Here is a 23,089-nt window from a genome sequence, read left to right on the forward strand (position 1 = left end):
ATTGAAAGCAGTATCTAACGCTGTTTTGATATCCATAAAAAAATCCGATGGCGAGTGCTCATCGGATTTTTACATCTTTAAAAGATCGGTCAACCGATCGCTAAAATATTTCTTAACTGATCGGCATTAGGCGACAGCCCCTTTTTTTCAATCGTCTTATTTCTTCACAATGTTACTTAACTGGTAACGTCACGCCCTTAAACATTTTTTCAACTTCTTCATTATTTTTCAGCATCATAGCTTTTTCCACCTTGTCTTTGGTAAGGTGAGGCGCAAATCGCTCAATGAAGTCGTACATGTAACTTCTAAGGAATGACCCTTTCCTAAAGCCAATCTTTGTCGTGCTGTAATCAAACAAGTGACTCGCGTCTATTTTAACCAAGTCATCGTCTAACTCTTCGCTAACGGCCATCGACGCGATTACACCAATACCTACACCCAAGCGTACATAAGTTTTAATTACATCAGCATCGGTGGCAGTGAAAACAATTTTTGGTGTCAGCCCTGCTCTTTCAAAAGCTTGGTCTAATTCTGAGCGCCCTGTAAACCCGAACACATAAGTCACTAACGGATACTTTGCAATATCTGAAATATCTATAGTGCCCTTTTTAGAAAGCGGGTGATCTTTGTTTACAATTACGCTGCGATTCCAGTGATAACACGGCAGCATAACTAAATCGTTGTACAAGTGAAGCGCTTCAGTCGCGATAGCAAAATCAGCTTCACCTTTAGCAGCTAAGTCGCTAATTTGAGAAGGCGTACCTTGATGCATATGTAACGACACCTTGGGGTACTTTGTCATAAAACCTTGGATCACGTCTGGTAACGCATAGCGTGCCTGAGTGTGGGTGGTAGCGATATTCAGCTTGCCTTGGTCGGGAAGTGTATGTTCTCTTGCAACGGCTTTGATGCTTTCTACTTTCGCAAGAATCTCGCGAGCAATGTTAATTACATCATTACCCGCGTCGGTTACGTGAGTAAGGTGCTTTCCGCTACGGCCAAAAATTTGAACGCCTAATTCGTCCTCTAGCATACGTACTTGCTTGCTGATACCTGGCTGTGAGGTATACAAACTTTCTGCCGTTGCAGACACATTCAAATTATTATTGAGAACTTCTACGATATACCGTAGTTGCTGTAGCTTCATATTTTACACCGTATTATGGGATCAACTGACACTTTACTCCCTCCGTTATAACCAAAACTACGGTTTTTTACTAGTTGCTATTACAAAATTAGCATTATAAAGTTGAATTTAATTCATTTTTTTACAAATTTACGCGTAATTTGCCCTTCATTTTCTAATCTCTTCTACAGTATGTTTAGGGTTAAAGAGTCGCACGGCGTTTAATAGATAATGAGCAGTAGTAAACAAGTTACATCTTCAATCGATTTTTCATCTGTATTAGCTGCTGCTGTACACGATATGAAGAATTCATTATTTCTTTTAATTCAATCTATTGAAACATTGAGCGATTCGCTTTCTCCGCAAAACACTGAAGCAAGAGAACAAGTAGCAAGTGTCCATTATGAAGCATCAAGGCTAAACACGAATCTTGTTCAGATACTCTCTTTATATCGAGCAGAATTAGAAAGCCTGCCTATTACTGTTGATGAAAGTTTTGTCAAAGATTTAGTTGAGGATGTTGTCGGCTCCAACGCACTCTACGTATCTCAAAAAAATATAGAAATTACTGTCGATGCTGAAGAGGACCTAAGTTGGTATTTAGACAGCGAGTTAATTTATTTGCTTTTAAACGATGTGATTATAAATGCAATGCGCTATGGCACATCAAAGATACTTGTTTCAGCCCATACTGATGAAGATGAGTTTATGACTTTAAGGGTTGAAGATGATGGTAGTGGATACCCCGAAGCAATGTTGTCAAAAAGCCACGACGCGCTATGTGACTTTGAATTAAGCCAAGGTAGAACAGGCCTTGGGCTATTCTTTGCTAAACTCATTGCAAATGCGCATTCGCAAGGCGACAGAATAGGATCAATTACCCTTTATAATGGTGGAAGCCTAGGCGGGAGTGTATTTGAAGTAAAAATACCGTAAGATTGTCCGATAACAATAGATAATTCAAAAAGTAACGCTCGTGGTTGATAAAAAACTGACGTTATAAGATGTAAAAACAGACGGAAACACACGCATGTACGTGATTATTATTATTTTGATTGTTGTTTTGCTAATCGCAGCTATTTTCATTAATGCAATCCAACAACATCGTCAAAAACAAGAAGCAGAGCGTCGAACTGAGTTGGCGAAACAGCGCACTATTGTTGATGAAACCGAGAATATTATAGCGGCAAGTGTAAATATGCCGGTTTCTTCACGAATCATGGGTATTCTTCACAACCGAATTCTTAATGCGCTCAAAACCATGAATGAATTATCGAGCACCGCAGAATTAAAACAACGGATAGCGAGTAGCGAGCAAGCCACAGCAGCGGCGCTCTCAGACAAGTCAACGAGGTCCTCTGAGTTTTCGCTGCCCGATAACGATAAAATGATAATTCAGTACATCCAAGCAGTTAAGAAACTGCGCATAGTGCTTCGCTCTGAACATAGCAAAGGGCAAATTGATTCAAAAGTATTTATGGATGAAGATAAGCAATTGGAACGTTTGCAGGTCAAAGTAAACGTAGAGACGCTTATTAAGCGCGGCCGCGCAGCACTGCAAACCAATATGTTGGGTTCAGCAAGACAATATTTTGAAAAAGCCAAAACGGCGCTGGAAAATCAGAACCCACAGGATGAATACTCTGCATCTAAACTTTCCACACTCAACGAGTGGCTTAACGAAATTCAAAGCAATCTTAAGAGCGTTAACGAAAAAGATCGCGCTAAAAAGCAAGAAGAGGAAAGAGACGAACTGGACGAGCTATTCGCTCCTAAAAAGAAGTGGTAGTCCCTACTCTCGTCAAATACATTGCGTATTATGTCGTTTGAGCATAATGCGCAATAGCCAAGTCCCACATTGACTGAGCTGGTAACGACAACCCCTTTCTTGCGTTTTTGATTATACCAATGCTTTTCACTAAAGGCTCATCAGCAATGCTTTGGGCCACAAGACCAAGCCCCTCCATTTGATCTTTACAAATTGCAGGCATAATAGATATGCCCAAACCATTTTGTATTAGTTTTCCAAGGGTAGACAGTTGCCCTGTTTCTGCAATGATATTTAACTCGCTGTACTGTTGAAGCTTAGACTGCGTCCAGTGACGTACCGCCGACCCCCGGTTCATCATTACTAAGGGAAACTGTAGACAATCCCTCCAATTGAGTGCTTTGCCCAAGTTAGGCAACAACGTTTTATTTCCTACTACAACAAACTCATCGGTAAAAAGGCTGTTGAACACCAGCCCATCTTTGCGTTCTGGCTCGAAAGAAAAGCCTATTTCACTGCGCCCGGTAGTTACTTCGTGAATAACTTGCTCCATAACAACATCTACTATTCTTAGGTTTACGTTAGGAGTACGTTGATGAAACATCGATAATATATTGGGCAGATGTGACTCGGCAAAAGAAGGCATAGCACATACAGTGAGTTGACCCTTCGCCATAGCGAATAGGTTTTGCATGTCTGAAAAAGTGTTGTCCCAGTCATGAAGTAAACGTAACGCGTTCGGGAATAACACCTCTCCTTCAGGCGTTAAGCTTACGTTGCGTGTATTACGCTGAAACAATTTACCGCCTAATTGCTCTTCCATTTTTTTTATCGCAGAAGACAAAGCGGGTTGGGTTAGGTGCAGGTTCACCGCAGCTTCCGCAAAGGTTGAAGACTTAGCCACTTCAACAAACGCCTTTACTTGACGGTAAGAGACATCCATAAGTGTCATCCTTTATGGCTAATTAATAAATTATATTTATCAATTGAAAGATTAATTCGATTTTACATATCTTGCAACAATGCTGATACTTATTTTTAACAAAAGCATTGGAGATAAAAAATGGCAGGGTTTAACAAAGTTGTATCCTCGTACGATGAAGCCATGGCAGGCCTTGAAGATGGTATGACGGTCATTGCTGGAGGCTTCGGCCTTTGCGGAATTCCAGAAGGCCTAATTAGTCAAATTAAGATGATGGGAGTGTCAGGCCTTACCGTAGTGTCTAACAACTGTGGTGTTGATGGTTTTGGATTAGGTCTATTGTTAGAAGATAAACAAATATCAAAAATGGTATCTTCCTATGTCGGTGAAAATGCGTTGTTTGAAAAGCAATTACTCAACGGTGAGTTGGAAGTTGAACTCACCCCACAAGGCACGTTAGCTGAAAAAATGCGTGCTGGTGGTGCAGGAATACCCGCATTCTACACTGCCACAGGTTATGGCACGCCGGTTGGTGAAGGGAAAGAAGTTAAAGAGTTTGATGGGCGCCCTTATATTCTTGAGCATGCCATCACTGGCGACTTTGCAATTGTAAAAGCTTGGAAAGCAGACACTTACGGTAACTGTGTTTATCGCCACACGGCACAAAACTTTAACCCTATGGCAGCAACCGCCGGCAAGATCACTGTTGTAGAAGCAGAAGAAATTGTAGAGCCTGGCGAGCTTAACCCTAGCGAAATCCATACGCCAGGGATTTATGTAAATCGCGTGATTAAAGGTTCATTTGAGAAACGCATAGAGCGCCGTGTAGTTAGTAAGGAGACCGTATAATGCTTAGCAGAGAACAGATTGCAATGCGCGTAGCCCAAGAGTTCAAAGATGGAGATTACGTGAATTTAGGCATTGGTATCCCTACCCTTGCGGCTAATTATGTCCCCGATGATATTAGCGTTATGCTGCAGTCGGAAAACGGCCTTTTGGGTATGGGGCGTTACCCGACTGAAAGTGAAGTTGATGCCGACATGATAAACGCCGGTAAAGAGACGGTGACAGCTATAACCGGCGCATCAATATTCAACAGTGCCGAGAGCTTCGCCATGATCCGTGGCGGACATGTAGATTTTACTGTGCTAGGTGCTTTTGAAGTTGATGTATCGGGCAATATTGCCTCGTGGATGATACCGAGCAAACTGGTTAAAGGTATGGGCGGCGCCATGGACCTTGTTGCTGGCGCGAAAAACATAATTGTTACCATGACCCATACCGATAAACGCGGTAATCCTAAGTTACTAAGCGAATGTACATTACCGTTAACCGGCGTGAACTGTATCACACGTATAATTACTGACTTAGCAGTTCTGAGCGTTGAAGACGGCTCCTTTGTTCTTCAGGAGCGCGCACCAGGCGTGAGCGTAGATGAAATCAGAGAGAAAACCGGAGGAAACCTTGTTGTACCTGAAAATGTACCAGAGATGCAGTTTTAGTAAGTTCAATAGGTAAACACAACACGTTTAAATACAACTTTATACATTTACGTTTAATTAGGCCGCGCTTACTAAGTAGCACATAATGTGTTCAAGGTAAGCGCGACTCGTAAGGCAACACGCTAATTCGTTTATATTAATATCCTGCCCCACTACAGGCATTGATTGTTCGTTATCAGTGCCATACACCCGAGTTTAAAGCGGGTAACGCAATAAGCCTTTTAATACACTGTGCATTAAGGGATAATGCGCACGAACGTTATTTTTAAAAAGGCTCACCTTTCTTGCTAGTTACTGATTTACCTGTCCATCATAAAATTATTTCAAAGCTCGAAACGAAAAACATTTCGACGCTAACCGAAATTCAAGAGCGTACTATGCTTCCTGCCATACAGGGTAAGGATATTATCGCGTCTTCAAAAACAGGGTCAGGTAAAACCTTCGCCTTTTTAGTACCTGCTTTAAACCGGCTAATGTCGCAAAAAGCGTTAAGCAGACAAGACCCGCGTGCACTTATCCTTGCTCCTACCCGTGAACTCGCTAAACAGGTTTTCATTGAAGCAAAATCAATGTGTACTGGGCTAAATCTTACTTGCTCGCTTATTGTGGGCGGTGAAAACTACAACGACCAAGTTAAAGCGCTTCGACGCAACCCTCATATCATCGTAGGTACAGCGGGTCGAGTTGCCGATCACCTTTTAGACAAAAGCGTGTATCTAAACGGTCTAGAGTTGCTGATTTTTGATGAAGCCGATCGAATGTTAGATTTAGGCTTCTCTGCTCAGCTTAAAATGATTAACGACTATGCTGATCACAGAAAACGTCAAACTATGCTGTTTTCTGCCACGCTCGATAATATTGAGCTTAAGCATATGACAACGCAGTTGACCCAAGGTGCTGTGCGCGTAGCAGTAGGAGACTCAACGGCAGAGCATGGCGACATTGAGCAGAAGTGCTTCTTTGCAGACAACGTTGATAACAAAGATCAAATCTTACAGTTTGAACTGGCCAATCGTACCTACAACCAAGCTATCGTATTTACTGCTACCCGTGAAGATACCGATAGAATTGCAGCATTGCTTAACGAAGAGAATTTAGAAGCTATTGCTCTTCGTGGTGATATGCTACAAAGCCAACGCGCAGCAGTAATGAGTGCATTTGCTCGTGGGCAGCACAGTATTTTGGTTACCACTGACCTCGCCTCTCGTGGTCTGGACCTGTCAAAGGTTGGCTTGGTAGTTAACTTCGACCTACCCAAAAACGCCGATGAGTATATTCACCGTATTGGCCGCACAGGTCGTGCTGGGCAAAAAGGCGAAGCTTTCTCGTTAATTGGCCCGCGTGACTGGAACAGCTTTGAAGGGCTTAAGAGTCACCTTCAATATGCTTTAGAGTGCTCACCGCACGACGAATTCGCGGCCTCGTTCAAGGGTTTCAAACCAAAGAAAAAAGTGTCGAAAAAAGCCAACGCGCAAAATGGTAGAAAGCGTGTGGCTAAACCGGTTAAAACAAATGTGAAAAAGCGCGTTGACACCATGCTGGGTGAAGATATCGGAATGGTTCCTGTGAAACGCAAACCAAGAAATACACAGCAGGATGACGACGAGTAAAACCCGTTTATTAGTTAATACTAATCCGCCGCTAATATAGCTCGCGTTAATAGCGGCGGTCATTGCTTCATTTAATCCTAACAACTATTCTCTTACATACTTTCTCTATCATAGCTTCGTAACATATGCTTTAATTTGCATATATAGCGAGAGATTATCCTCTAGCGTTATTAGTTACTCTAATTACCTTTAAAGCTTCTTTAGCTTTTCTTTAAAACGGACTTTATAGACATGAAAGCATTAAAACTCTTCTCAATATTACTCGTTGCTGTACTCATTATTTCCGTACTTTTCTATGAAAAAATAATTGCGAGTGTCTTATTGCCTCAATACATTGAATGGGCGCATGAAACTGACCATAAGGGGCTTGAAGTTGGCGTACCGTTAAACGAAAAGGAAAGGTTACTTGCGACGAACATAGGTGTTAAACACCCCGAGAAAGTAAGAATTGTATACGTTGATGTAGTACCCTATCCCTATGAAAACTTTGCTTTGAAGATATTTGGTGAAGCAGTTGGGCTTGTCGGCGAGGGAATCATTAACAATGCACAAGTCTTTGGTTATTCGATTTACGCGCGTAAAGACTTTGTACTTAATAGACCAAAATTAGCCCATGAGTTGGTCCACGTGTTACAAATTGAAAGAGCTAGCTTAGACGAGGTTGTTACTCAACATTTCTTCGATATGGCTGAGTACGGCTACGACCAAGCACCACTAGAAGTCGAGGCAGCAAAAGCTAATAAAAAATACAGCGCAGACTGGTATCTTTTACCAAGTAGCTAATCTTTCTTAACTTCGTCCAATTAGTAGGTTCATCTGTTGAGGCTTAAAGTTTTGCTAAGGATAGGGAACAGAATTTTAGAGGTTAGACTATAAATTCCGATTTGTGCCATTATCAGACAGTCGTAAAGCCGCATTCAGCGGTTTATCCACTGCAATACCTTGGTTTACGGACTTTAATTGTGCTTTTTTCTAATAGTAGAAAGGATGAAGCTGTCTATTTCGTTACTCACTGGTCCAATACTGCTGTTAGTCAATATAACATAACCAAAATTTAAGTCCGTTATAGACCGAGTTAGTGCGATCCAACCACGATTAAACCCAGCAAAGCCGAGACTTTTGTTTTCTGAGTCAACTACATAGCTCATGCTCCAGCGCCCGTCAGTATAAGGAGCTGGCTTTATCATTAGATCAATTAGTTTTTCTGGCAGTAACTTTGAACCAATATAATGCCCATCGTTATTTCTCAATACTGCCATATTAAAGCGAGCTAAATCTATAGGCGTTGTCTGTAAACCTGCTGCAGCTTTTTCATCGAAGTACAACATACCAGTGACTTTTCCAGTATCGTCATAAGGTGTTGCCGACTTACTTAAAACTTTTTCAGTAATATTGAAAGTAGAATCCTTCATATTAAGAGGTTCGAACACGTATTGCTGCATATAGTCTTCAAATGCCACGCCCGATACATCTTCAATTAATAGTTGCACCACTGAATAACCACCACCCGAATAAGACCACTTTGTATTTGGCGCATGAATAACTTCAACGGGTCCAGCACCATTGTTATCACCATTTAGTGAATCAACAATAGAAGATAACTTTTCGTGTGAGTCCCATCCAACATATGGTCCCAGCGACAAGCCTGAAGTGTGAGATAGGATATTCCTTAGCGTTACTTTTTTGACGTCAAATTCAGAATTAGGAATCTGCCAGCGTTTGAGATATTGATTAATTGGCGCATCTAATTCGACTTTGTCTTGGGCTACAAGTTGCATTACTCCCCAAGCAGTAACCAACTTAGAAATAGAGCCTACGTTAAACATTGTGCTTTTGGTAATTTCAACTTCTTTAGCAATGTCAGCATAACCATAGGAGCGAAATTCGATGATTCTATTTCCATTAACGAATGCCAGTGCGACACCGGGAGCTTTATGTTTACCTAAAATCTTCGGTATTCCATCGTCCAAGCGCTTTGAGAGCTCGGACACATTGGTAAATTCTTCGGCAGTTACAAAATTGGCTAAAACGAAGGCAGAAATTATCAAAATAGATCTAAACATGACGTTCCTTGTGCGTGCAATAGTTCTTTATTGTGAAATCATACTAACACCTGTTCCATTCATGAAACTAGGCATTTTGCTTTCATTCGAAATCGAACGTCCTCTTTCGCGATTCTCTCTTTAAACGCTCATTAATTATAGACGGCCGCTTTACGCTCAAAGCAGCCGTCCAACAATAAACATGTAAACCTAAATTAGCCAACTCATACCAGCGCAAACTCAAGCATAAAAAAACGGGTGCTTTACAAAGCACCCGTTTTAGCGTTTTCTTTTTTTGCGGTAACTATAAGCTTTTAAGACACGGTCAACAGAGCGTACACAAAGCTTTAGCGATGGTTTGCGTTACTAAGTAAAACTTAGTACTCCCACCACCCTTCTTGCCACCACTCCAAAAACTCTTCGAAGTCGATGTAACCATCGTCGTTACTATCGATAAGCTTAAAGCCTTCTTGTACGTGGCTAGCTTTAGTCTTTGGTGAAATTACGGTTAGAAGCTCGATGAACTCAGGTAAATCGATTTGGCCATTGCCATCACGATCGAAAAAGCTGAAGTCCTTTCTAATTTCTTCAATTTTAGATTCTGAAAGTTGAGTGCTCACTCGCATTCCTTATTTCAACTGCAATAAACACGAGTGTAACGCCCTTCTTTCTGACTGTCTACGCCTGATTTTCTTTTGCTTTAAGTGCGCGTAAACGTTGAGCTTCTGCTTTTTCCTGACGCTTTTGTTCCATGGTCAAACGCGCTTCGGTACCCACGTGTTCCTGCTGACGCTCTTTCGCTAGCTGAACCTGCTTTTCGCGCTCTCTAAAGCGTGCAATTTGATCGTCGGTATGCGTGCCGTAACAGTGAGGGCAGCTTACGCCAGGCTCATACTTATCGCTTTGCTTATCTTCTTCAGTAATAGGGAGTCGACACGCGTAACACTGTTCGTAATGACTCTTTTCAAGGTCGTGGTTTACCGCAACGCGATTATCGAATACAAAGCAGTCGCCTTCCCACATAGACTCTTCTTTCGGCACATCTTCAAGATACTGTAAAATGCCGCCTTCTAAGTGGTAAACCTCTTCAAACCCCTGCTCTTTCAAATACGCTGTCGACTTTTCACAGCGTATGCCGCCAGTACAGAACATGGCTACTTTTTTGTTTTTTGACGGGTCGAGTTCTTTTTCTACGTATTCTGGGAATTCGCGAAACGTGTCGGTTTTAGGGTCAATGGCGTTTTTGAAAGTGCCAATTTCTATTTCATAACCGTTTCGGGTGTCAATTACGGTTACATCAGGGTCGCTTATTAGCGCATTCCAGTCTTTAGGCTTGACGTAAGTGCCTACAGTTTGGCGAGGGTCGATACCTTCAACGCCCATGGTCACGATTTCTTTTTTAAGTTTCACCTTAGTGCGATAGAACGGCTGTTCGTCGTGAAGTGATTCTTTGTAAGAGATAGGATTGATACGTTCATCGCTATTCAGATAAGCGAGCAATGCGTCGATACCTTCACGGGTACCTGAAACTGTACCGTTAATGCCTTCGTGAGCAAGTAGAAGCGTACCTTTTATACCATTTGCTTCCATAGTCTCTAGAAGCGGCTGGCGGATTTCTTTAAAGTTTTCAAGCGCAACAAATTTATACATTGCGCATACAATATATTTAGACATATTTTAACCTTTGCTGATTGGAGCGTAAGACCAGTGCAAAAATGCGGCGCGGAATATAACAAAACTGACCGTTAAAAACTAGGCGATATTTTCAAATGAAGAAAAGTCTGGCGTTGTAGCTTGGTGCTTATCTTTCCCATATTTCCCGTCATCGGCGTCGCCTTGCGAAGATATAACATCGTAAAGTAACGTATTATCTTCTTTTATAGCGTTGTCATATTGCTTTTTCAGTCGTTTCTGGGTAGCTAGACTGCAGTTGTCTACAACGTCATCCGGGATGCGCTTCGCGTCATCAGTTTGAGCTAACGGCGCAGGCTTCATACTAAGAAAAAGGCGTGCACCTTCGTAGTCTGTAGCGAGTAAATTTGAGTGTACTTGCATGTCTGTCCATTCATTTTCACTGACGGACAGTGAAGGACGTCTATAGTGATTTAACGCCGCAAGTTGCGCTTCTATACTATTCGCTGTGTCAGCGTCTGACGTTGCCGCTTCAATTTCAAACGGTTCAGCTACGCTATGTTGCTGCATTGCAAGGTATAACGAGAACAAGGCCCCCTGCGATGACGCCCGAGCAAGTACACCACTTCGCTCCCAGTAAATACTGGGGTCTATTGATGTTTGTTCATTTGCTGAGGCTAAATCTGGCGACATACGTACACAATGCTGTTGTTGTATACGTATGTTGTCGGCAAGATAATGTTTTTCTTAAGCTTATTTTCTAAAGTTAGATATACTTCTACTAATTGATAGTGTGTTTATTCACGGATTCGAAATGCAATTTAGCAACAAACAAGTACTGATTGTTGAGGACCAACGTCCTTTCCTTCTTCTTTTGAAAGGGCTAATGCATTCAATGGGGGCGTCTGATGTCGTCACTAAGTCTTCTGCTGAACAGGCGGTATCGCTGTGTAAAAAGCACAAATTTGATATTGTAATTTGCGACTTACACTTGGGTGCTGATACCAAAAATGGCTATGAACTTATAGAAGAGTTGCGCACGCGAAGGCTTATCAACCCAACCTCAGTATTTATTCTTATCAGTGCAGATAGTGCTCGACCGGTTGTGCTTGGCAGTATTGAACGTCGCCCAGACGATTTTCTAATAAAACCCTTTTCACAAGTACAGTTAAAATCTCGCATCGTTCGTGCGTGGCAAAAACGACAATTTCTTCAACAAGCGTTCAACCTTATAGAGCAAGGTGAATACAACAGTGCCATAGATCATATTGAGACACTTTTAGAAAACCCTCGCCACTACAAAGGACACTGCGAACAACTGCTAGTTGAACTCTATTGGCGTATTTCTCAACCCCAAAAAGCTCTAGATGTACTAAAAGAATATATCGAAGGTAGGCCTGTGCTATGGGCACAAATAGCAATTGGTAGAACCTATCTGCTGTTGAATGAATATGAAAAAGCGATATCCATTGCCAAGAAAACGTTAAAACGCAACCGTTTCAATGCTGATGCTCATGATATTCTTGCGCAAGCGCATCACGCCTTGGACGCAGGTGAAAAAGCCCTAGATGCGATTAGGGAAGCTATCAAGCTTTCCCCGTTTTCATTACCTCGTCATTATAAGGCTTGTGAAATTGGCCGGGAAAATGACGATTTAGTACTAGCAGCCAACTCTAGCCAAGCAATTTGGAACCTATCAAAACGCACTGTACATAAAGCAAGTTTACATTGGTGCACAATGATACGTAGTTTACTTGATGTCGCTGAATCTGCTGATGACAAAAGCCAGCGCAATAAATATCAGCAAGAAGCCTTACTCACATTACAGCGTGGTAAGTTTGATGAGCACCTATATAAAATCGACAGGGAGTTCGACGTAGAAATTTTTGGCAATATTGTAAATGCAAGGATAAGCGCGATTGATGGGAAGCTCATTGATGCAAAGCGTCATCTCAATACATCGCAAATACAGCTTGATGATAAATACGCAGAAGTACCGACAGCGTTCATTCCAGATAGCATTAACGTTATGTATAAGCTGGGAGAGTTCGACGACGCGCTGCAGTTAAGTTCTCTACTTTCATCGAGGGGTGAAGAACTCGACCAAAACAGTTCTTACATGTTAAAGACACAAGCGCAAAACGCACAAAAAAGCCTCGCTAGCTATCAGCAATTTAACCGTGAGGGCATTCAACACTACCAGCAACAAGACTTTGAACGCGCTAAAGCCTCGTTTGCCCTTGCTCAAGGTTTTGCACCTGTTAATACAGGTGTTGCACTTAACCTGCTTCAATGCCTTCTTCAAATAGCCATAAAAGAAGATAAAGCGGAAATGAAGTTAATAAACGAATGTAAGCGTTTGTTTAAGCTGATTGATGATATGACACTCAAAGCGCCATACAAAGAAAAGTACGAAAATATTCGAGATGAACTTTCTAAGTATATTGGCTTTTGATACCCAGTGACATATTAGTTCTTTTTAAAGCAACCCTACCTTTTTCTATCGCTGGTAATTCATTGCTATTAGCCTATACATCTGTGTTGTAAGCCTCGTTGGCTAACATTAAATCTTTCCCCTCTACTGCCGTAATCAATTGTACTGTATATATATACATGATATAACGCAGTGCCATGCAGCTTATGCCAAAAAACGCTCATATCGATACTTTGGTTAAAAACACTAGGCTGTTTAACTGTGACTGGTTAAAGGAAGTAAACATCGGCGATGCATGACAGACTGATACAAAAACTTGAAATTCTTTCCGATGCGGCCAAGTACGACGCGTCTTGCGCGAGTGGTTCAGCAGGTAAACGACAAGCTGGAAAAACCGAAAAGACCGGTATAGGTTCGCTTACCGGTGGCTCGGGGATATGCCATAGCTTCACACCAGATGGAAGGTGTGTTTCGCTGCTTAAGATCCTTATGACAAACTACTGTATTTATGATTGCCATTATTGCATTAATAGAGTTTCAAGCAATGTGCAACGGGCGCGTTTTACAGTTAAAGAAACTGTAGATTTAACCCTAAATTTTTATAAGCGCAATTACATTGAGGGTTTGTTTTTAAGTTCTGGAATTGTGGGTTCGCCCGATATCACTATGGAAAGCATGGTGCGTATTGCAAAATCGCTACGTCTTGATCACGGGTTTAAAGGATATATTCACCTTAAAACTATCCCGAATGCGTCGCCAGAACTACAAGCAGAAGCGGGTCTTTATGCTGATAGACTTAGTATTAATGTGGAAATGCCTACACAGTCTTCGCTAAACAAGTATGCCCCAGAAAAAGATCTTGGCGATATTCACTGTTCGATGAATACGTTAAAAGAAAAAATTGCAGAGCATAAAGTAGACAAAACATATTCGGGCAAACGCCCTCCCCAGTTCGCACCTGGGGGGCAGTCTACGCAAATGATTATAGGTGCCGATGGGTCAAACGATAAAACCATTTTAGGCACAAGCGTTAAGCTCTACAGCGATCAGAAACTTCGACGTGTGTATTACTCAGCATTTTCCCCTATCCCTGATGCTTCGGAAGTTTTACCGCTAAAACCGGCGCCATTGATACGAGAGCACCGCTTGTATCAAGCGGATTGGCTTTTACGCTTTTACGGTTTTGGCCTAGATGAAATCTTGCAAGACGACATGTTAGATATGGACTACGACCCGAAACTTTCATGGGCATTACGTAACCGCCATCTATTTCCCGTTGATTTGAACAAAGCTGACAAACAAATGCTGCTACGCGTTCCTGGTCTTGGTGCGCGAACGGTACAAAAGATTTTATCTATAAGGCGTAATACAAAGCTCAACTGGATTGACCTTACTAAAATGCGGCTACCTCTTAAAAAATTGAAGCCTTTTATCAGCGTTGGAGATTACTTCCCTGATATCCATTTACTCGACAGTAATAATTTCGAGCTTCAGTTTAAACAGCCTAAACAGTTTGAGTTGTTTAACGCTTGAGTGTGTTGTTAATGCAGCTAAATTCAGCCGTAGTCTAAAAGGTAGCTTTACATGAAGACCATTACCATTACTTCAATACCTGGCTTTGATGAATGGCGGGAAGCTTCGCGAGAATGCATTGCTGAGCGCATTCCCCCTGAACATATTATTTGGCAGAGCGCTCATTCTGTACAAGACGATCTGTTCGGTAGTGGTGATGAGCAATGCGAAAGAAAAAGGCCGCGAAGCAAGCTTAGTATTCCTAAACCTACACTGATGCTTTTAAAGTACGCCCTATGTCATAACGATGATAAACGATTTGCGCTTTGTTACCGGGTGTTATGGCGTGTCGTTTATGAAAATAAACAACTTTTACAAATGAAAACTGACGACGATGTCATCCACCTTTTCGCCATGGCGAAAGCGGTAAAACGTGATGCTTACAAAATGAGTGCTTTCCTGAGGTTCAGAGAAATAGACCTAGAGGGGCAAGAGCATTTTGTCGCCTGGTATGAACCAGAGCATTTCAGTTTAGAGATAAAGCTCAACTTCTTCCAAACCCGTTTTAAGAATATGCGGTGGTCTATATTAACGCCCTATCGTGCAGCTCATTGGGATACCGAAACCCTAGTACTAGAAGATAATCCCGATCCAAGCGTAGTACCCGATGATGACCGCATTGAAAAATACTGGCTGACCTATTACGCCAATATATTTAATCCAGCGCGTATCAAAACAGGTGCGATGTTAAATCAAATGCCTAAAAAGTATTGGAAAAATATGCCAGAGACGTCGCTGATAGACGATATGATTAAGCAATCGGACGCTCGGGCCAGAAAAATGATAAAGGATGGCAATAAGCACTGAGTCAATACAAATGAGCTTGTATTAACGAGCTAACCCAAACGAATAACCATAAACGAGCTTGGCCCATAAACTCTGAGCTAGTACATCTGAGCCAAGCTTTGTTTAGCGCTGATTTGTGTAATTCTACTTTGGATTAGTATCTATTTGTAATACCAACTTAGTCTCTAAAATTTTCTATAGTATCAATTAGGTCATCAATACTTTCTATAAGGGTTTCTCGCTGCTCGTCAGTTAGCGTGGTGAAAAGCTCGGATATTAACGCAGCGCTAACGGTCATGTTATGTGCGCTGCTTTGCTTGTAAACATCGCTTTTATAGCTATCTGGGTTTTGCATTAGAACAACCAGTTCCGCTTCAAAATTATCGTTAAATTTACGGGTTACAAATAATTTTCGCGCCGCATTTTGTATATTTCTGCGATAGGTTAACCACTCTCCTCCCGTGGGAATGAACTGAGTCGCGTAAGAGTCAACAATTTGCTTTTGTTCGCTAGTTAGCTTGCCTATGCGTTCACTGATGGCCTCCTCAATGCGCTCGACACGCTCTTTTAACCGTTCTTCTTCAGACTTTTCCAGCGCCTCTTTTCGCTCTTCTTCTTCCTCTTTGTTATCTTTTTCGAGGGCGGCAAAAATCGTAACAACTTGTTCATCATCGAGCGTTTTGGCTATTTCTGCTAATTCAGGGCTAACTTCATTACGCACCCTTTCCCAATGCGCTCTTGCGTTTGCAAGGTGTTCATGGACAGAGTTTGAATCTAAGGTCCCTTCTTTTATTTGACGTTTAATATCGGTAAGTTGAGCTTGGTAACGTTTAAGTTCAGAGGTTTTGTGCCAGCGTAGCCAGTTTTGAAGATAGTCATCAAATTTTTCTTCTTGCTCATCTTTAAGCTCAATATAGTCGTCCATGTACCAGTAAACCCACCAATCCAGGTTGTTGTAGGCCAATTTGGAACTACATGATGCAAGAAACACAACAGAAATAAATACTAACAGTACACGCATAACTCATCCTTTTTTGTTAACTACGTCATTTGCTGCAAATTCGCTTATATTAACTCAATTAAAAAACAGACGTAGGTGGTGAAGCGTTCGCTACTCGGTCTGCTTTATTATTTTAAATTATTTAAATTCTCTACAATACAGATGTTCACTTTACGTCTTGTTACCTTAACGTTACCTTAACTGTAATACTGGTAAAAAGAAGGACTTTAATGTGTCAAAACGTGTCGCAATTTTAACCTCTGGTGGCGACGCACCAGGTATGAATGCATGTATACGTGCTGCAATTATCGCATGCCAGAAAGCTAACTATACGCTGCTTGGCTATAAGCATGGTTACAATGGACTGTTGCAACAAGAGTACATTCCCCTATCGCTTGACACTACCCACAACTTGATCCAACAAGGCGGTACCATTTTGCACAGTGCAAGGTGCAAAGAGCTTAAGCGCCAAGAAGGAATTAAAAAAGCAGCTAACAATTTGATGAAAGCAGAAATTGATACGCTTATTGTGATTGGCGGCGACGGCTCATTTCGAGGTGCAGCGGAATTAGGGAAAGAATGGGACGGCCAAATTTTAGGAATTCCCGGCACGATAGATAACGACATTAGCGGCACAGACTCAACCATCGGCTATTTTACCGCTATAGACACTGCGATGAGTTCTATCGATAAAGTTCGAGATACTGCAGATGCATTTGAGCGTATATTTCTTATAGAAGTCATGGGCAGGAACGCGGGCTTTTTAGCATTGAATGCTGCACTCTCTTCTGCAGCCGACTACGTGGTTGTACCGGAATTTTTTGAATCTGCTGAAAAAGAAATAGAGAAACTTGTTGCCCAAATAAAAGCCCAGCGCGCGTTAAAAGGACCAGTTAGTTTCATCGTCGTCGTTGCTGAAAACGTATGGCCAAATGGCTTAGCTGGCCTTACTGAGGCATTACAGAGCCACGATATCAGTGACGTCAGGCCGGTAACCTTAGGCCATGTTCAGCGTGGTGGCTCACCTGTTGCCCAAGACAGGTTGCTCGCAACGACACTTGGAGAATTCGCAATAAGTCTAGTCGGCAGTGACATTACTAACATCATGGTAGGTGAAGTAAATCAACGCCCTGTTACTGTCCCCCTTAACAAAACGTGGGAAGATACCAAACCTCTTAACGAGGCACGTGTTGACGCTATGCTTACGCTTATGAATGAGCGATACAGCAGCAACTGAATTGACGGTTAGACGCTATAATTAGAAAACAAGAAGCGTATACCAATTCGCATAGTTAGTTACTGAAAACCACAAACAAAAAAGGCGTTGTCTATTTCTAAACAACGCCTTAAACATTTTACTACTTGAGCTAGGTTACATTTTCATAGCCGCTTTGACTTTATCGCGGTGACTGCGGCTTACCTTAAGTTCTGTATCGTTTTGGAGTATTAAGTGGTACTCGCCACTGATGTGACTGACTAGCTTTTTAACAAAACGAATATTAGCTATGGCAGAACGGTGCACGCGAACGAAAAATTGCGGGTTTAGTTCTTGCTCAAGCTCTTTCATGGTTTTACGCATTATGTGCATGCCATCAAGCGCATGTACGCACATATAATCGCCTGCTGCATCAATCCATTGAATGTCTTGTACGTTTACACGGGTTACTTCTGAACCATCTTTGATAGCTAAAACATCAGGGTAAGGGTTCGTCTCAACTGGCTCTCCGCTAGCTAATTTACGTAGAATTTCCTCGCAATCATCACCGGTTAGTTCAGCCACTAGGCTCACCAACTTTTGAGACTGCTCATCTTGATGTTGTGTTGAGAAGTATTCACGAACCTTATCTAACGCGGCGCCAAGGCGCTCATCGTCCGCTGGCTTTAACAGATAGTCTAGCGCGTGTATGTCAAAAGCTTTAATCGCATAGTTGTCGTAGGCAGTTACGAAAACAATCATTGGAATTGGCTGCTTTAATTCACGAAGCTTGTGAATAACTTGAAAGCCATTTAAACCCGGCATTTGAATGTCTAAAAACACTAAGTCTGGACGATGTTGAGAAATACTGCTCACAGCTTCAAGACCGTTCTGACATTCTGCAAGAACCTGTACATCATCATGGCGTTCCAACCTTGCACGAAGGCCTCTGCGCGCTAAAGGTTCGTCGTCCACTACAATGGTTTTAATCACTTGCTTTGTCATGTTATACGTCCTTAACTTCATACGGTATGCGAATTCTAACCCGCACACCGGAAGGCTGATTGTGTTCTATAGAGAATGCAAAATTACGATGATAAAGGGATTGCAAACGCTCTTTTATGTTGGCTAAGCCAACACCATTTTCACGGCTAAGGTTGCCATCTTTGATATCTGCGCCTGGGCCGTTATCAGCCACGTCCATCAATAAATCATTACCAAACGTACGTGCTGTTATGGAAATACGACCACCATTTTCCATCTTAGATATGGCATGCTTTATTGAATTTTCAATAATTGGCTGCAAGATCATACTGGGTACAAGCGCACTTTCGCACTCTTCGTCGATATCCCACTGTACATCTAACCTATCATCAAAACGTACCTTTTCTATTTCAAGATAAAGTCTTAACGCCTTTATCTCTTGACCTAACGGGACGCGTTTTATCGGATCATTGTCTAGCGAGTAGCGCAAGAAATCACTCAAGCGCGAGACCATAGCCTCCGCCGTATCATTTTCTTTCAAAAGGATAAGGGTAGAAATAGCATTCAGCGTATTAAAAAGAAAATGCGGGTTAAGCTGATAGCGAAGCATTTTGATGTGCGCCTGGTGAGCCATGGTGCTGGCTTTAAGCGCATTTTGCTTTTCTTTTTGCAGCATCTGAAAGTTTTTGATGCCGAAGTACACACCACTCCAGCAGCCGACCATTATCAATGAGTTAATGGTGTTGGTGAAATACATATACCATTCGTCTGGGCGATACCCGTGTTTATATATTTCCCAGTAGTTAATATTTTTTACTACTGCCCACAATAACGCTATTAGATAACACGACACTATCACTATTATGATCATGTTTAGCGGCGATTGTTTCCTTGCCCAACGATAAATGTAGCGCAGTGGAATGGTTAACAACCACCCGGCATAGGCGTTTAGCATGATTATAAAAACCCAAATGGGCCTTACATCATGAAGAAACGAACCGATGTAATAAATTATCGCAAACCCTGCCCAGCCTGCGCTGTGCAACGTCCAAAATAACCGTTCATTACTTTCTATTACACGCTGAAAGCGACTCACAATATTACCAATTTAAAAACTAATATGAAGATTATACGCCAGCCTTGCTGTGACCCAAGCGGCTTGGTCGTACACCTTATGCCTCTGGTCGCAGGGCAAATTCTTGAAATTAAGCATTTTTCAAAAGAACGTCGCTTATATTAATAGCTTATGTTCATTCTCTTAAGCCAGTGAACCCACCACCAAGCAGGACCAACTAAAAGGAAGCGTAGATCTTCGAAGAACGATGGTTTTTTGCCTTCTATATGGTGTCCAATAAACTGCAATACCCACATGACGACAAACAAAACTAAGGAGAATAACCATACTGAGATATTAAAGTGCTCTAACGTATTAACAGCGCCAAAGCATAATATGGTGAGCAGTGTCATTGCTGCACCTATTGGCCCAGACAACATGAAGTAATAATAGAGCACGGGGACTGCAATAATGTGTGCCCAGGTTATATCAAACTGGGCTATAAAATCCGGTACCGGCAAACTCCACAGCAAGCCAATAGAAACGAAGTAAATACTTGGTACGGCGATAGCGTGAATGATAACGTTCGTTTTGTTTTGATGGCTTTCGCCATACTGCATTAAAAGCCGCTCAATGCTTCTCATACCTGCCCCTTTGCCTGTTTTTAATAATTATCTAAATCGCCCCGAAAACATGTTTAACGAACCACTAGGTCAACAATGTATGTCGGGACAACAGCGTTTTTATCAGTTTTTCATCACAGGTAAAGGCGAGCCCATAATAAACCATATCGCTTTCATGCTTATGGTTTTTAACCCTTGCTGTGAGGGCTACTTCTTTACCGTCTAACGAATAGTTTAGCCGAACTTCGGCTTCATCAAGCATTACAGGCCAATTTGGCTTGACCTGAAGTGCAACTTTGCATCCTTTTTCACTCAAATCAATGATTATACCTGTCACATTTTCATCTTCTGGATACACTTCAGACTCCAATGTTACAGATACGCCCAATTGCGCGCGCTTAACCGCGCGAAGCCCTATACTTTCGATGCGTTTAGGAAACGTTGTTATAAGTAAACCTGAAGGCTTAGCGAGCAACTTTAAAACTTTTACTTTGAAGGCAATTACTTGGCCAGTATCGCCTTCAAGTATAGAACGAACGACAACCTCATTACCTACAGTGAGTGCATCGCGAACGGTTATCCACTTGGCCGAGGTGGGGATATGAAAAAGCAAGCACTCATCTGTAAGCATGCCTACGTATTCTGTCTTTACACGCTTCGGCGCAGCAGGCATCGCAATTTGCAAGTCGACGATATCGCCAGGGACTAGCGTTCGCAACGATTCCAAATTATCTTCGTTCAATAAGTCGCTTTGTATTTTGTCAGCCATTTGTATTTGTTATTGCTGGGTTTAATGTAAGTTCATCCAATTTACGCATCAAATCAAAACTTATCAACACTATGATGGTAAACCGACTTCTATAAACGTAAAGATCTACAGGCTGCTTGCCTATCTATTGGGATTAACCTAATAGGTTGATATAGTTAAGGTATCGTTTTTTTACCCTATTGGACGTCTATGCCTTCTGCTCTTCACTATACGTTAACTATTTCAAATTGGCGTGCACACCAATTTACTGTTGCGCTACACATTCCTGAACATAAAGATTCATCGCTAACACTTACTCTTCCAAGCTGGATCCCAGGAAGCTACATGGTTCGCGACTTCGCGAAAAGCATAATTAGATTGAGTGCTACGTTAAGTACCAGCCACATAGAGAATTCTAGCGACGAAAACTCCGATAGCGTTCCGGTAACTAAGCTCGATAAACAAACGTGGCGTGTTGAAACTGACGGTAAACCTTGCACCGTTAACTACACGGTTTATGCCAATGACTTGTCAATTCGCTCCGCCTTTATGAACGATCAGTACGCATTTATAAATGGTACGAGTGCGTTTTTACGCGTTTCGGGTTTTGAGCAATCAGCCTGCAAACTAGACATTGAACTCGATGATAGTGACCCATCTACCGCAAATTGGACGGCCTACACCTCTATGCCAATTCGCAGCGAAAGTACGAGTTCGAAGCGCTGGCATTACGCCGAAAAAAATTATGATGAACTCATAGACCACCCTATTTACGTTGGTATTGCAGACACCCACAGCTTCGACGTAGACGGTATTACTTTTACGTTGCTTTTCTCAGGCAACAACAATATCGATTACCCGCGCATAGCTAGAGACCTCACACCTATTTGCAAGCACCACTTGGATTTGTTTGGTGCTCCACAACCCATAAATAATTATCTGTTTATGACTCTGCTTGCCGATAACGGCTTTGGTGGTTTAGAGCATAAGCACTCAACCGCCCTTCTTTATCCGCGTTTTGATTTGCCACAGATAGGTGAAGGCGAAAACAAAACCGACAGCTACATAACCTTCTTAAGCTTGTGTAGTCATGAATTCTTTCATACATGGCATGTGAAGCGCATCAAGCCTGAGGTTATGGTTAAGCCTGATTTATCTCAGGAAACCTACACCAACCAGCTTTGGATTTATGAAGGTTTTACAAGCTTTTACGATGACGTAACCCTAGCAAGAGCTGGTGTTATTGAGCCTCAAAAATACCTCGATATTGTGGCTCAAAATGTCAGTCGTCTGTTACAAAACGCTGGGCGCTTTAAACAAAGTGCAGCTGAAAGTAGCTTTGACGCTTGGACAAAATTTTACAAACAAGATGCGAGCGCTACTAATAATATTGTTAGTTATTATACCAAAGGCGGCATTATTGCCCTTGGGCTAGATTTACTGCTTCGCAAAAGGTCAAACAACCAAGTAACCTTAGACAACTTAATGCAACTGCTCTGGAAGCATTATGGCGTTGACGAGTGTGGCACACCCGATAACGTGATTCAGTCGCTGTGCAGTTCCCATTTTGGCATTGATGTTTCAGACTATTTAGACCGTGTAGTTTATGCCACAGACGATGTAGAGTTGGCTTCATTGGTTTCCGACATGGGCGTTAATTACAACACCCGTACACGTGTCTCAGCTGACGATAAAGGGGGTTTTTCACAGCTACCTTCAATTAAAAATCAGCTTGGCGCCACGTTAAAAGCCGCATCGTTTGGACTAACGGTAGTTCAGGTATTTGAAGATCTTGCTGCGATGAAGGCAGGTATTCTTCTAAACGATGTCATTATTGCTCTAGACGGCCATATTGTTAATGCTCAAAAGCTACAGCGCTTATTGGATAACGCGCAGACATCGACGGTAGACATAACGCTTATTCGCGATGGGCGACTTTTAACGCTGCCTCTTGAAGTCACTAGGGCTAGACAAGAAATGGCATACTTTGAAATTACTGATGAAGAGAAACTTAATAAGTGGTTAGGTAAATAAAGCAACGCATTATTACTAATAAAAAATACAAAAAAAGAATACTTAAAAAGATTACTA

At 41.9% G+C, this 23,089-nt stretch carries 22 protein-coding genes; 11 read left to right on the plus strand and 11 right to left on the minus strand.

Going from position 1 to position 23,089, the window contains the following annotated elements; translation table 11 throughout:
• Window positions 1-172: 172 nt before the first annotated feature.
• Window positions 173-1,147 (minus strand): HTH-type transcriptional regulator CysB, encoded by a 975-nt coding sequence (gene cysB, locus ACYTPF_RS00005; protein ID WP_118494818.1) that lies wholly within the window; start codon window positions 1,145-1,147, stop codon window positions 173-175.
• A 210-nt stretch (window positions 1,148-1,357) separates the two neighbouring features.
• On the opposite strand from cysB, the gene ACYTPF_RS00010 reads away from it, so the two are divergent.
• Both ACYTPF_RS00010 and ACYTPF_RS00015 read left to right on the plus strand, forming a co-directional pair.
• The gene (locus tag ACYTPF_RS00010; RefSeq protein WP_179983449.1) at window positions 1,358-2,062 is read left to right on the plus strand and encodes a sensor histidine kinase; all 705 of its coding nucleotides are present in this window, start codon (window positions 1,358-1,360) and stop codon (window positions 2,060-2,062) included.
• A 94-nt stretch (window positions 2,063-2,156) separates the two neighbouring features.
• On the plus strand, window positions 2,157-2,915 hold the full coding sequence (locus tag ACYTPF_RS00015) for a hypothetical protein (RefSeq protein WP_461850752.1): 759 nt from the start codon (window positions 2,157-2,159) through the stop codon (window positions 2,913-2,915).
• A gap of 28 nt (window positions 2,916-2,943) precedes the next feature.
• On the opposite strand, the gene ACYTPF_RS00020 is transcribed toward ACYTPF_RS00015, so the two are convergent.
• Window positions 2,944-3,837: a LysR family transcriptional regulator gene (locus tag ACYTPF_RS00020; protein WP_461850753.1), complete on the minus strand. Its 894-nt coding sequence runs from the start codon at window positions 3,835-3,837 to the stop codon at window positions 2,944-2,946.
• Between the two features lie 120 nt (window positions 3,838-3,957).
• Here ACYTPF_RS00020 and ACYTPF_RS00025 point away from each other — a divergent pair, with 120 nt between their 5' ends.
• The 4 genes from ACYTPF_RS00025 to ACYTPF_RS00040 all read left to right on the plus strand — a co-directional run bounded on the left by ACYTPF_RS00025 (window position 3,958) and on the right by ACYTPF_RS00040 (window position 7,711).
• Entirely contained in the window at window positions 3,958-4,665 is a 708-nt protein-coding gene (locus ACYTPF_RS00025) for a CoA transferase subunit A (protein ID WP_179983446.1), read from the plus strand.
• Window positions 4,665-5,318: a CoA transferase subunit B gene (locus ACYTPF_RS00030; protein WP_461850754.1), complete on the plus strand. Its 654-nt coding sequence runs from the start codon at window positions 4,665-4,667 to the stop codon at window positions 5,316-5,318. Before ACYTPF_RS00025 ends, ACYTPF_RS00030 begins: the two co-directional genes overlap by 1 nt.
• Window positions 5,319-5,602: 284 nt before the next feature.
• The gene (locus ACYTPF_RS00035) at window positions 5,603-6,928 is read left to right on the plus strand and encodes a DEAD/DEAH box helicase (protein WP_461850755.1); all 1,326 of its coding nucleotides are present in this window, start codon (window positions 5,603-5,605) and stop codon (window positions 6,926-6,928) included.
• Between the two features lie 231 nt (window positions 6,929-7,159).
• The gene (locus ACYTPF_RS00040; protein ID WP_461850756.1) at window positions 7,160-7,711 is read left to right on the plus strand and encodes a hypothetical protein; all 552 of its coding nucleotides are present in this window, start codon (window positions 7,160-7,162) and stop codon (window positions 7,709-7,711) included.
• A 173-nt stretch (window positions 7,712-7,884) separates the two neighbouring features.
• Here ACYTPF_RS00040 and ACYTPF_RS00045 read toward each other — a convergent pair whose 3' ends face one another.
• The 4 genes from ACYTPF_RS00045 to ACYTPF_RS00060 form a co-directional block, all read right to left on the minus strand.
• The gene (locus tag ACYTPF_RS00045) at window positions 7,885-8,991 is read right to left on the minus strand and encodes a serine hydrolase domain-containing protein (RefSeq protein WP_461850757.1); all 1,107 of its coding nucleotides are present in this window, start codon (window positions 8,989-8,991) and stop codon (window positions 7,885-7,887) included.
• Window positions 8,992-9,347: 356 nt separating this feature from the next.
• Window positions 9,348-9,590 carry an EF-hand domain-containing protein gene (locus tag ACYTPF_RS00050; protein WP_012518428.1) on the minus strand — a complete coding sequence of 81 codons (243 nt, stop codon included), beginning with the start codon at window positions 9,588-9,590 and terminating at the stop codon, window positions 9,348-9,350.
• A gap of 58 nt (window positions 9,591-9,648) precedes the next feature.
• The gene (trhO, locus tag ACYTPF_RS00055) at window positions 9,649-10,644 is read right to left on the minus strand and encodes an oxygen-dependent tRNA uridine(34) hydroxylase TrhO (RefSeq protein ID WP_461850758.1); all 996 of its coding nucleotides are present in this window, start codon (window positions 10,642-10,644) and stop codon (window positions 9,649-9,651) included.
• A 78-nt stretch (window positions 10,645-10,722) separates the two neighbouring features.
• Window positions 10,723-11,295, minus strand: a complete 573-nt coding sequence (locus ACYTPF_RS00060; protein WP_461850759.1) for a VC2046/SO_2500 family protein — start codon at window positions 11,293-11,295, stop codon at window positions 10,723-10,725.
• Between the two features lie 121 nt (window positions 11,296-11,416).
• Here ACYTPF_RS00060 and ACYTPF_RS00065 point away from each other — a divergent pair, with 121 nt between their 5' ends.
• The 3 genes from ACYTPF_RS00065 to ACYTPF_RS00075 all read left to right on the plus strand — a co-directional run bounded on the left by ACYTPF_RS00065 (window position 11,417) and on the right by ACYTPF_RS00075 (window position 15,415).
• Complete coding sequence (locus tag ACYTPF_RS00065; protein WP_179983436.1) at window positions 11,417-13,057, plus strand: response regulator; 1,641 nt, start codon at window positions 11,417-11,419, stop codon at window positions 13,055-13,057.
• 270 nt (window positions 13,058-13,327) lie between these two features.
• Window positions 13,328-14,569, plus strand: a complete 1,242-nt coding sequence (locus ACYTPF_RS00070; RefSeq protein WP_461850760.1) for a putative DNA modification/repair radical SAM protein — start codon at window positions 13,328-13,330, stop codon at window positions 14,567-14,569.
• A 51-nt stretch (window positions 14,570-14,620) separates the two neighbouring features.
• Window positions 14,621-15,415, plus strand: coding sequence for a TIGR03915 family putative DNA repair protein (locus ACYTPF_RS00075; protein WP_461850761.1), 795 nt, complete (start codon window positions 14,621-14,623; stop codon window positions 15,413-15,415).
• A gap of 157 nt (window positions 15,416-15,572) precedes the next feature.
• Here ACYTPF_RS00075 and ACYTPF_RS00080 read toward each other — a convergent pair whose 3' ends face one another.
• Complete coding sequence (locus tag ACYTPF_RS00080; RefSeq protein WP_461850762.1) at window positions 15,573-16,415, minus strand: DUF6279 family lipoprotein; 843 nt, start codon at window positions 16,413-16,415, stop codon at window positions 15,573-15,575.
• Window positions 16,416-16,626: 211 nt separating this feature from the next.
• Between ACYTPF_RS00080 and ACYTPF_RS00085 the strand changes: the two genes are divergently transcribed.
• Window positions 16,627-17,631 carry an ATP-dependent 6-phosphofructokinase gene (locus ACYTPF_RS00085; RefSeq protein WP_179983432.1) on the plus strand — a complete coding sequence of 335 codons (1,005 nt, stop codon included), beginning with the start codon at window positions 16,627-16,629 and terminating at the stop codon, window positions 17,629-17,631.
• Window positions 17,632-17,766: 135 nt separating this feature from the next.
• On the opposite strand, the gene ACYTPF_RS00090 is transcribed toward ACYTPF_RS00085, so the two are convergent.
• The 4 genes from ACYTPF_RS00090 to ACYTPF_RS00105 all read right to left on the minus strand — a co-directional run bounded on the left by ACYTPF_RS00090 (window position 17,767) and on the right by ACYTPF_RS00105 (window position 21,019).
• The gene (locus ACYTPF_RS00090) at window positions 17,767-18,594 is read right to left on the minus strand and encodes a LytR/AlgR family response regulator transcription factor (protein WP_179983431.1); all 828 of its coding nucleotides are present in this window, start codon (window positions 18,592-18,594) and stop codon (window positions 17,767-17,769) included.
• 1 nt (window position 18,595) lies between these two features.
• Window positions 18,596-19,669, minus strand: coding sequence for a sensor histidine kinase (locus ACYTPF_RS00095; RefSeq protein ID WP_179983430.1), 1,074 nt, complete (start codon window positions 19,667-19,669; stop codon window positions 18,596-18,598).
• A gap of 140 nt (window positions 19,670-19,809) precedes the next feature.
• On the minus strand, window positions 19,810-20,271 hold the full coding sequence (locus tag ACYTPF_RS00100) for an Mpo1 family 2-hydroxy fatty acid dioxygenase (RefSeq protein ID WP_179983429.1): 462 nt from the start codon (window positions 20,269-20,271) through the stop codon (window positions 19,810-19,812).
• 64 nt (window positions 20,272-20,335) lie between these two features.
• Window positions 20,336-21,019 carry a PilZ domain-containing protein gene (locus ACYTPF_RS00105; protein WP_179983428.1) on the minus strand — a complete coding sequence of 228 codons (684 nt, stop codon included), beginning with the start codon at window positions 21,017-21,019 and terminating at the stop codon, window positions 20,336-20,338.
• Window positions 21,020-21,208: 189 nt separating this feature from the next.
• On the opposite strand from ACYTPF_RS00105, the gene ACYTPF_RS00110 reads away from it, so the two are divergent.
• A complete protein-coding gene (locus tag ACYTPF_RS00110; RefSeq protein ID WP_461850763.1) occupies window positions 21,209-23,032 on the plus strand; it encodes a M61 family metallopeptidase in 1,824 nt (607 codons plus the stop codon).
• Window positions 23,033-23,089: the final 57 nt, after the last annotated feature.

This window comes from Alteromonas sp. HB246098 (genome assembly GCF_054890645.1).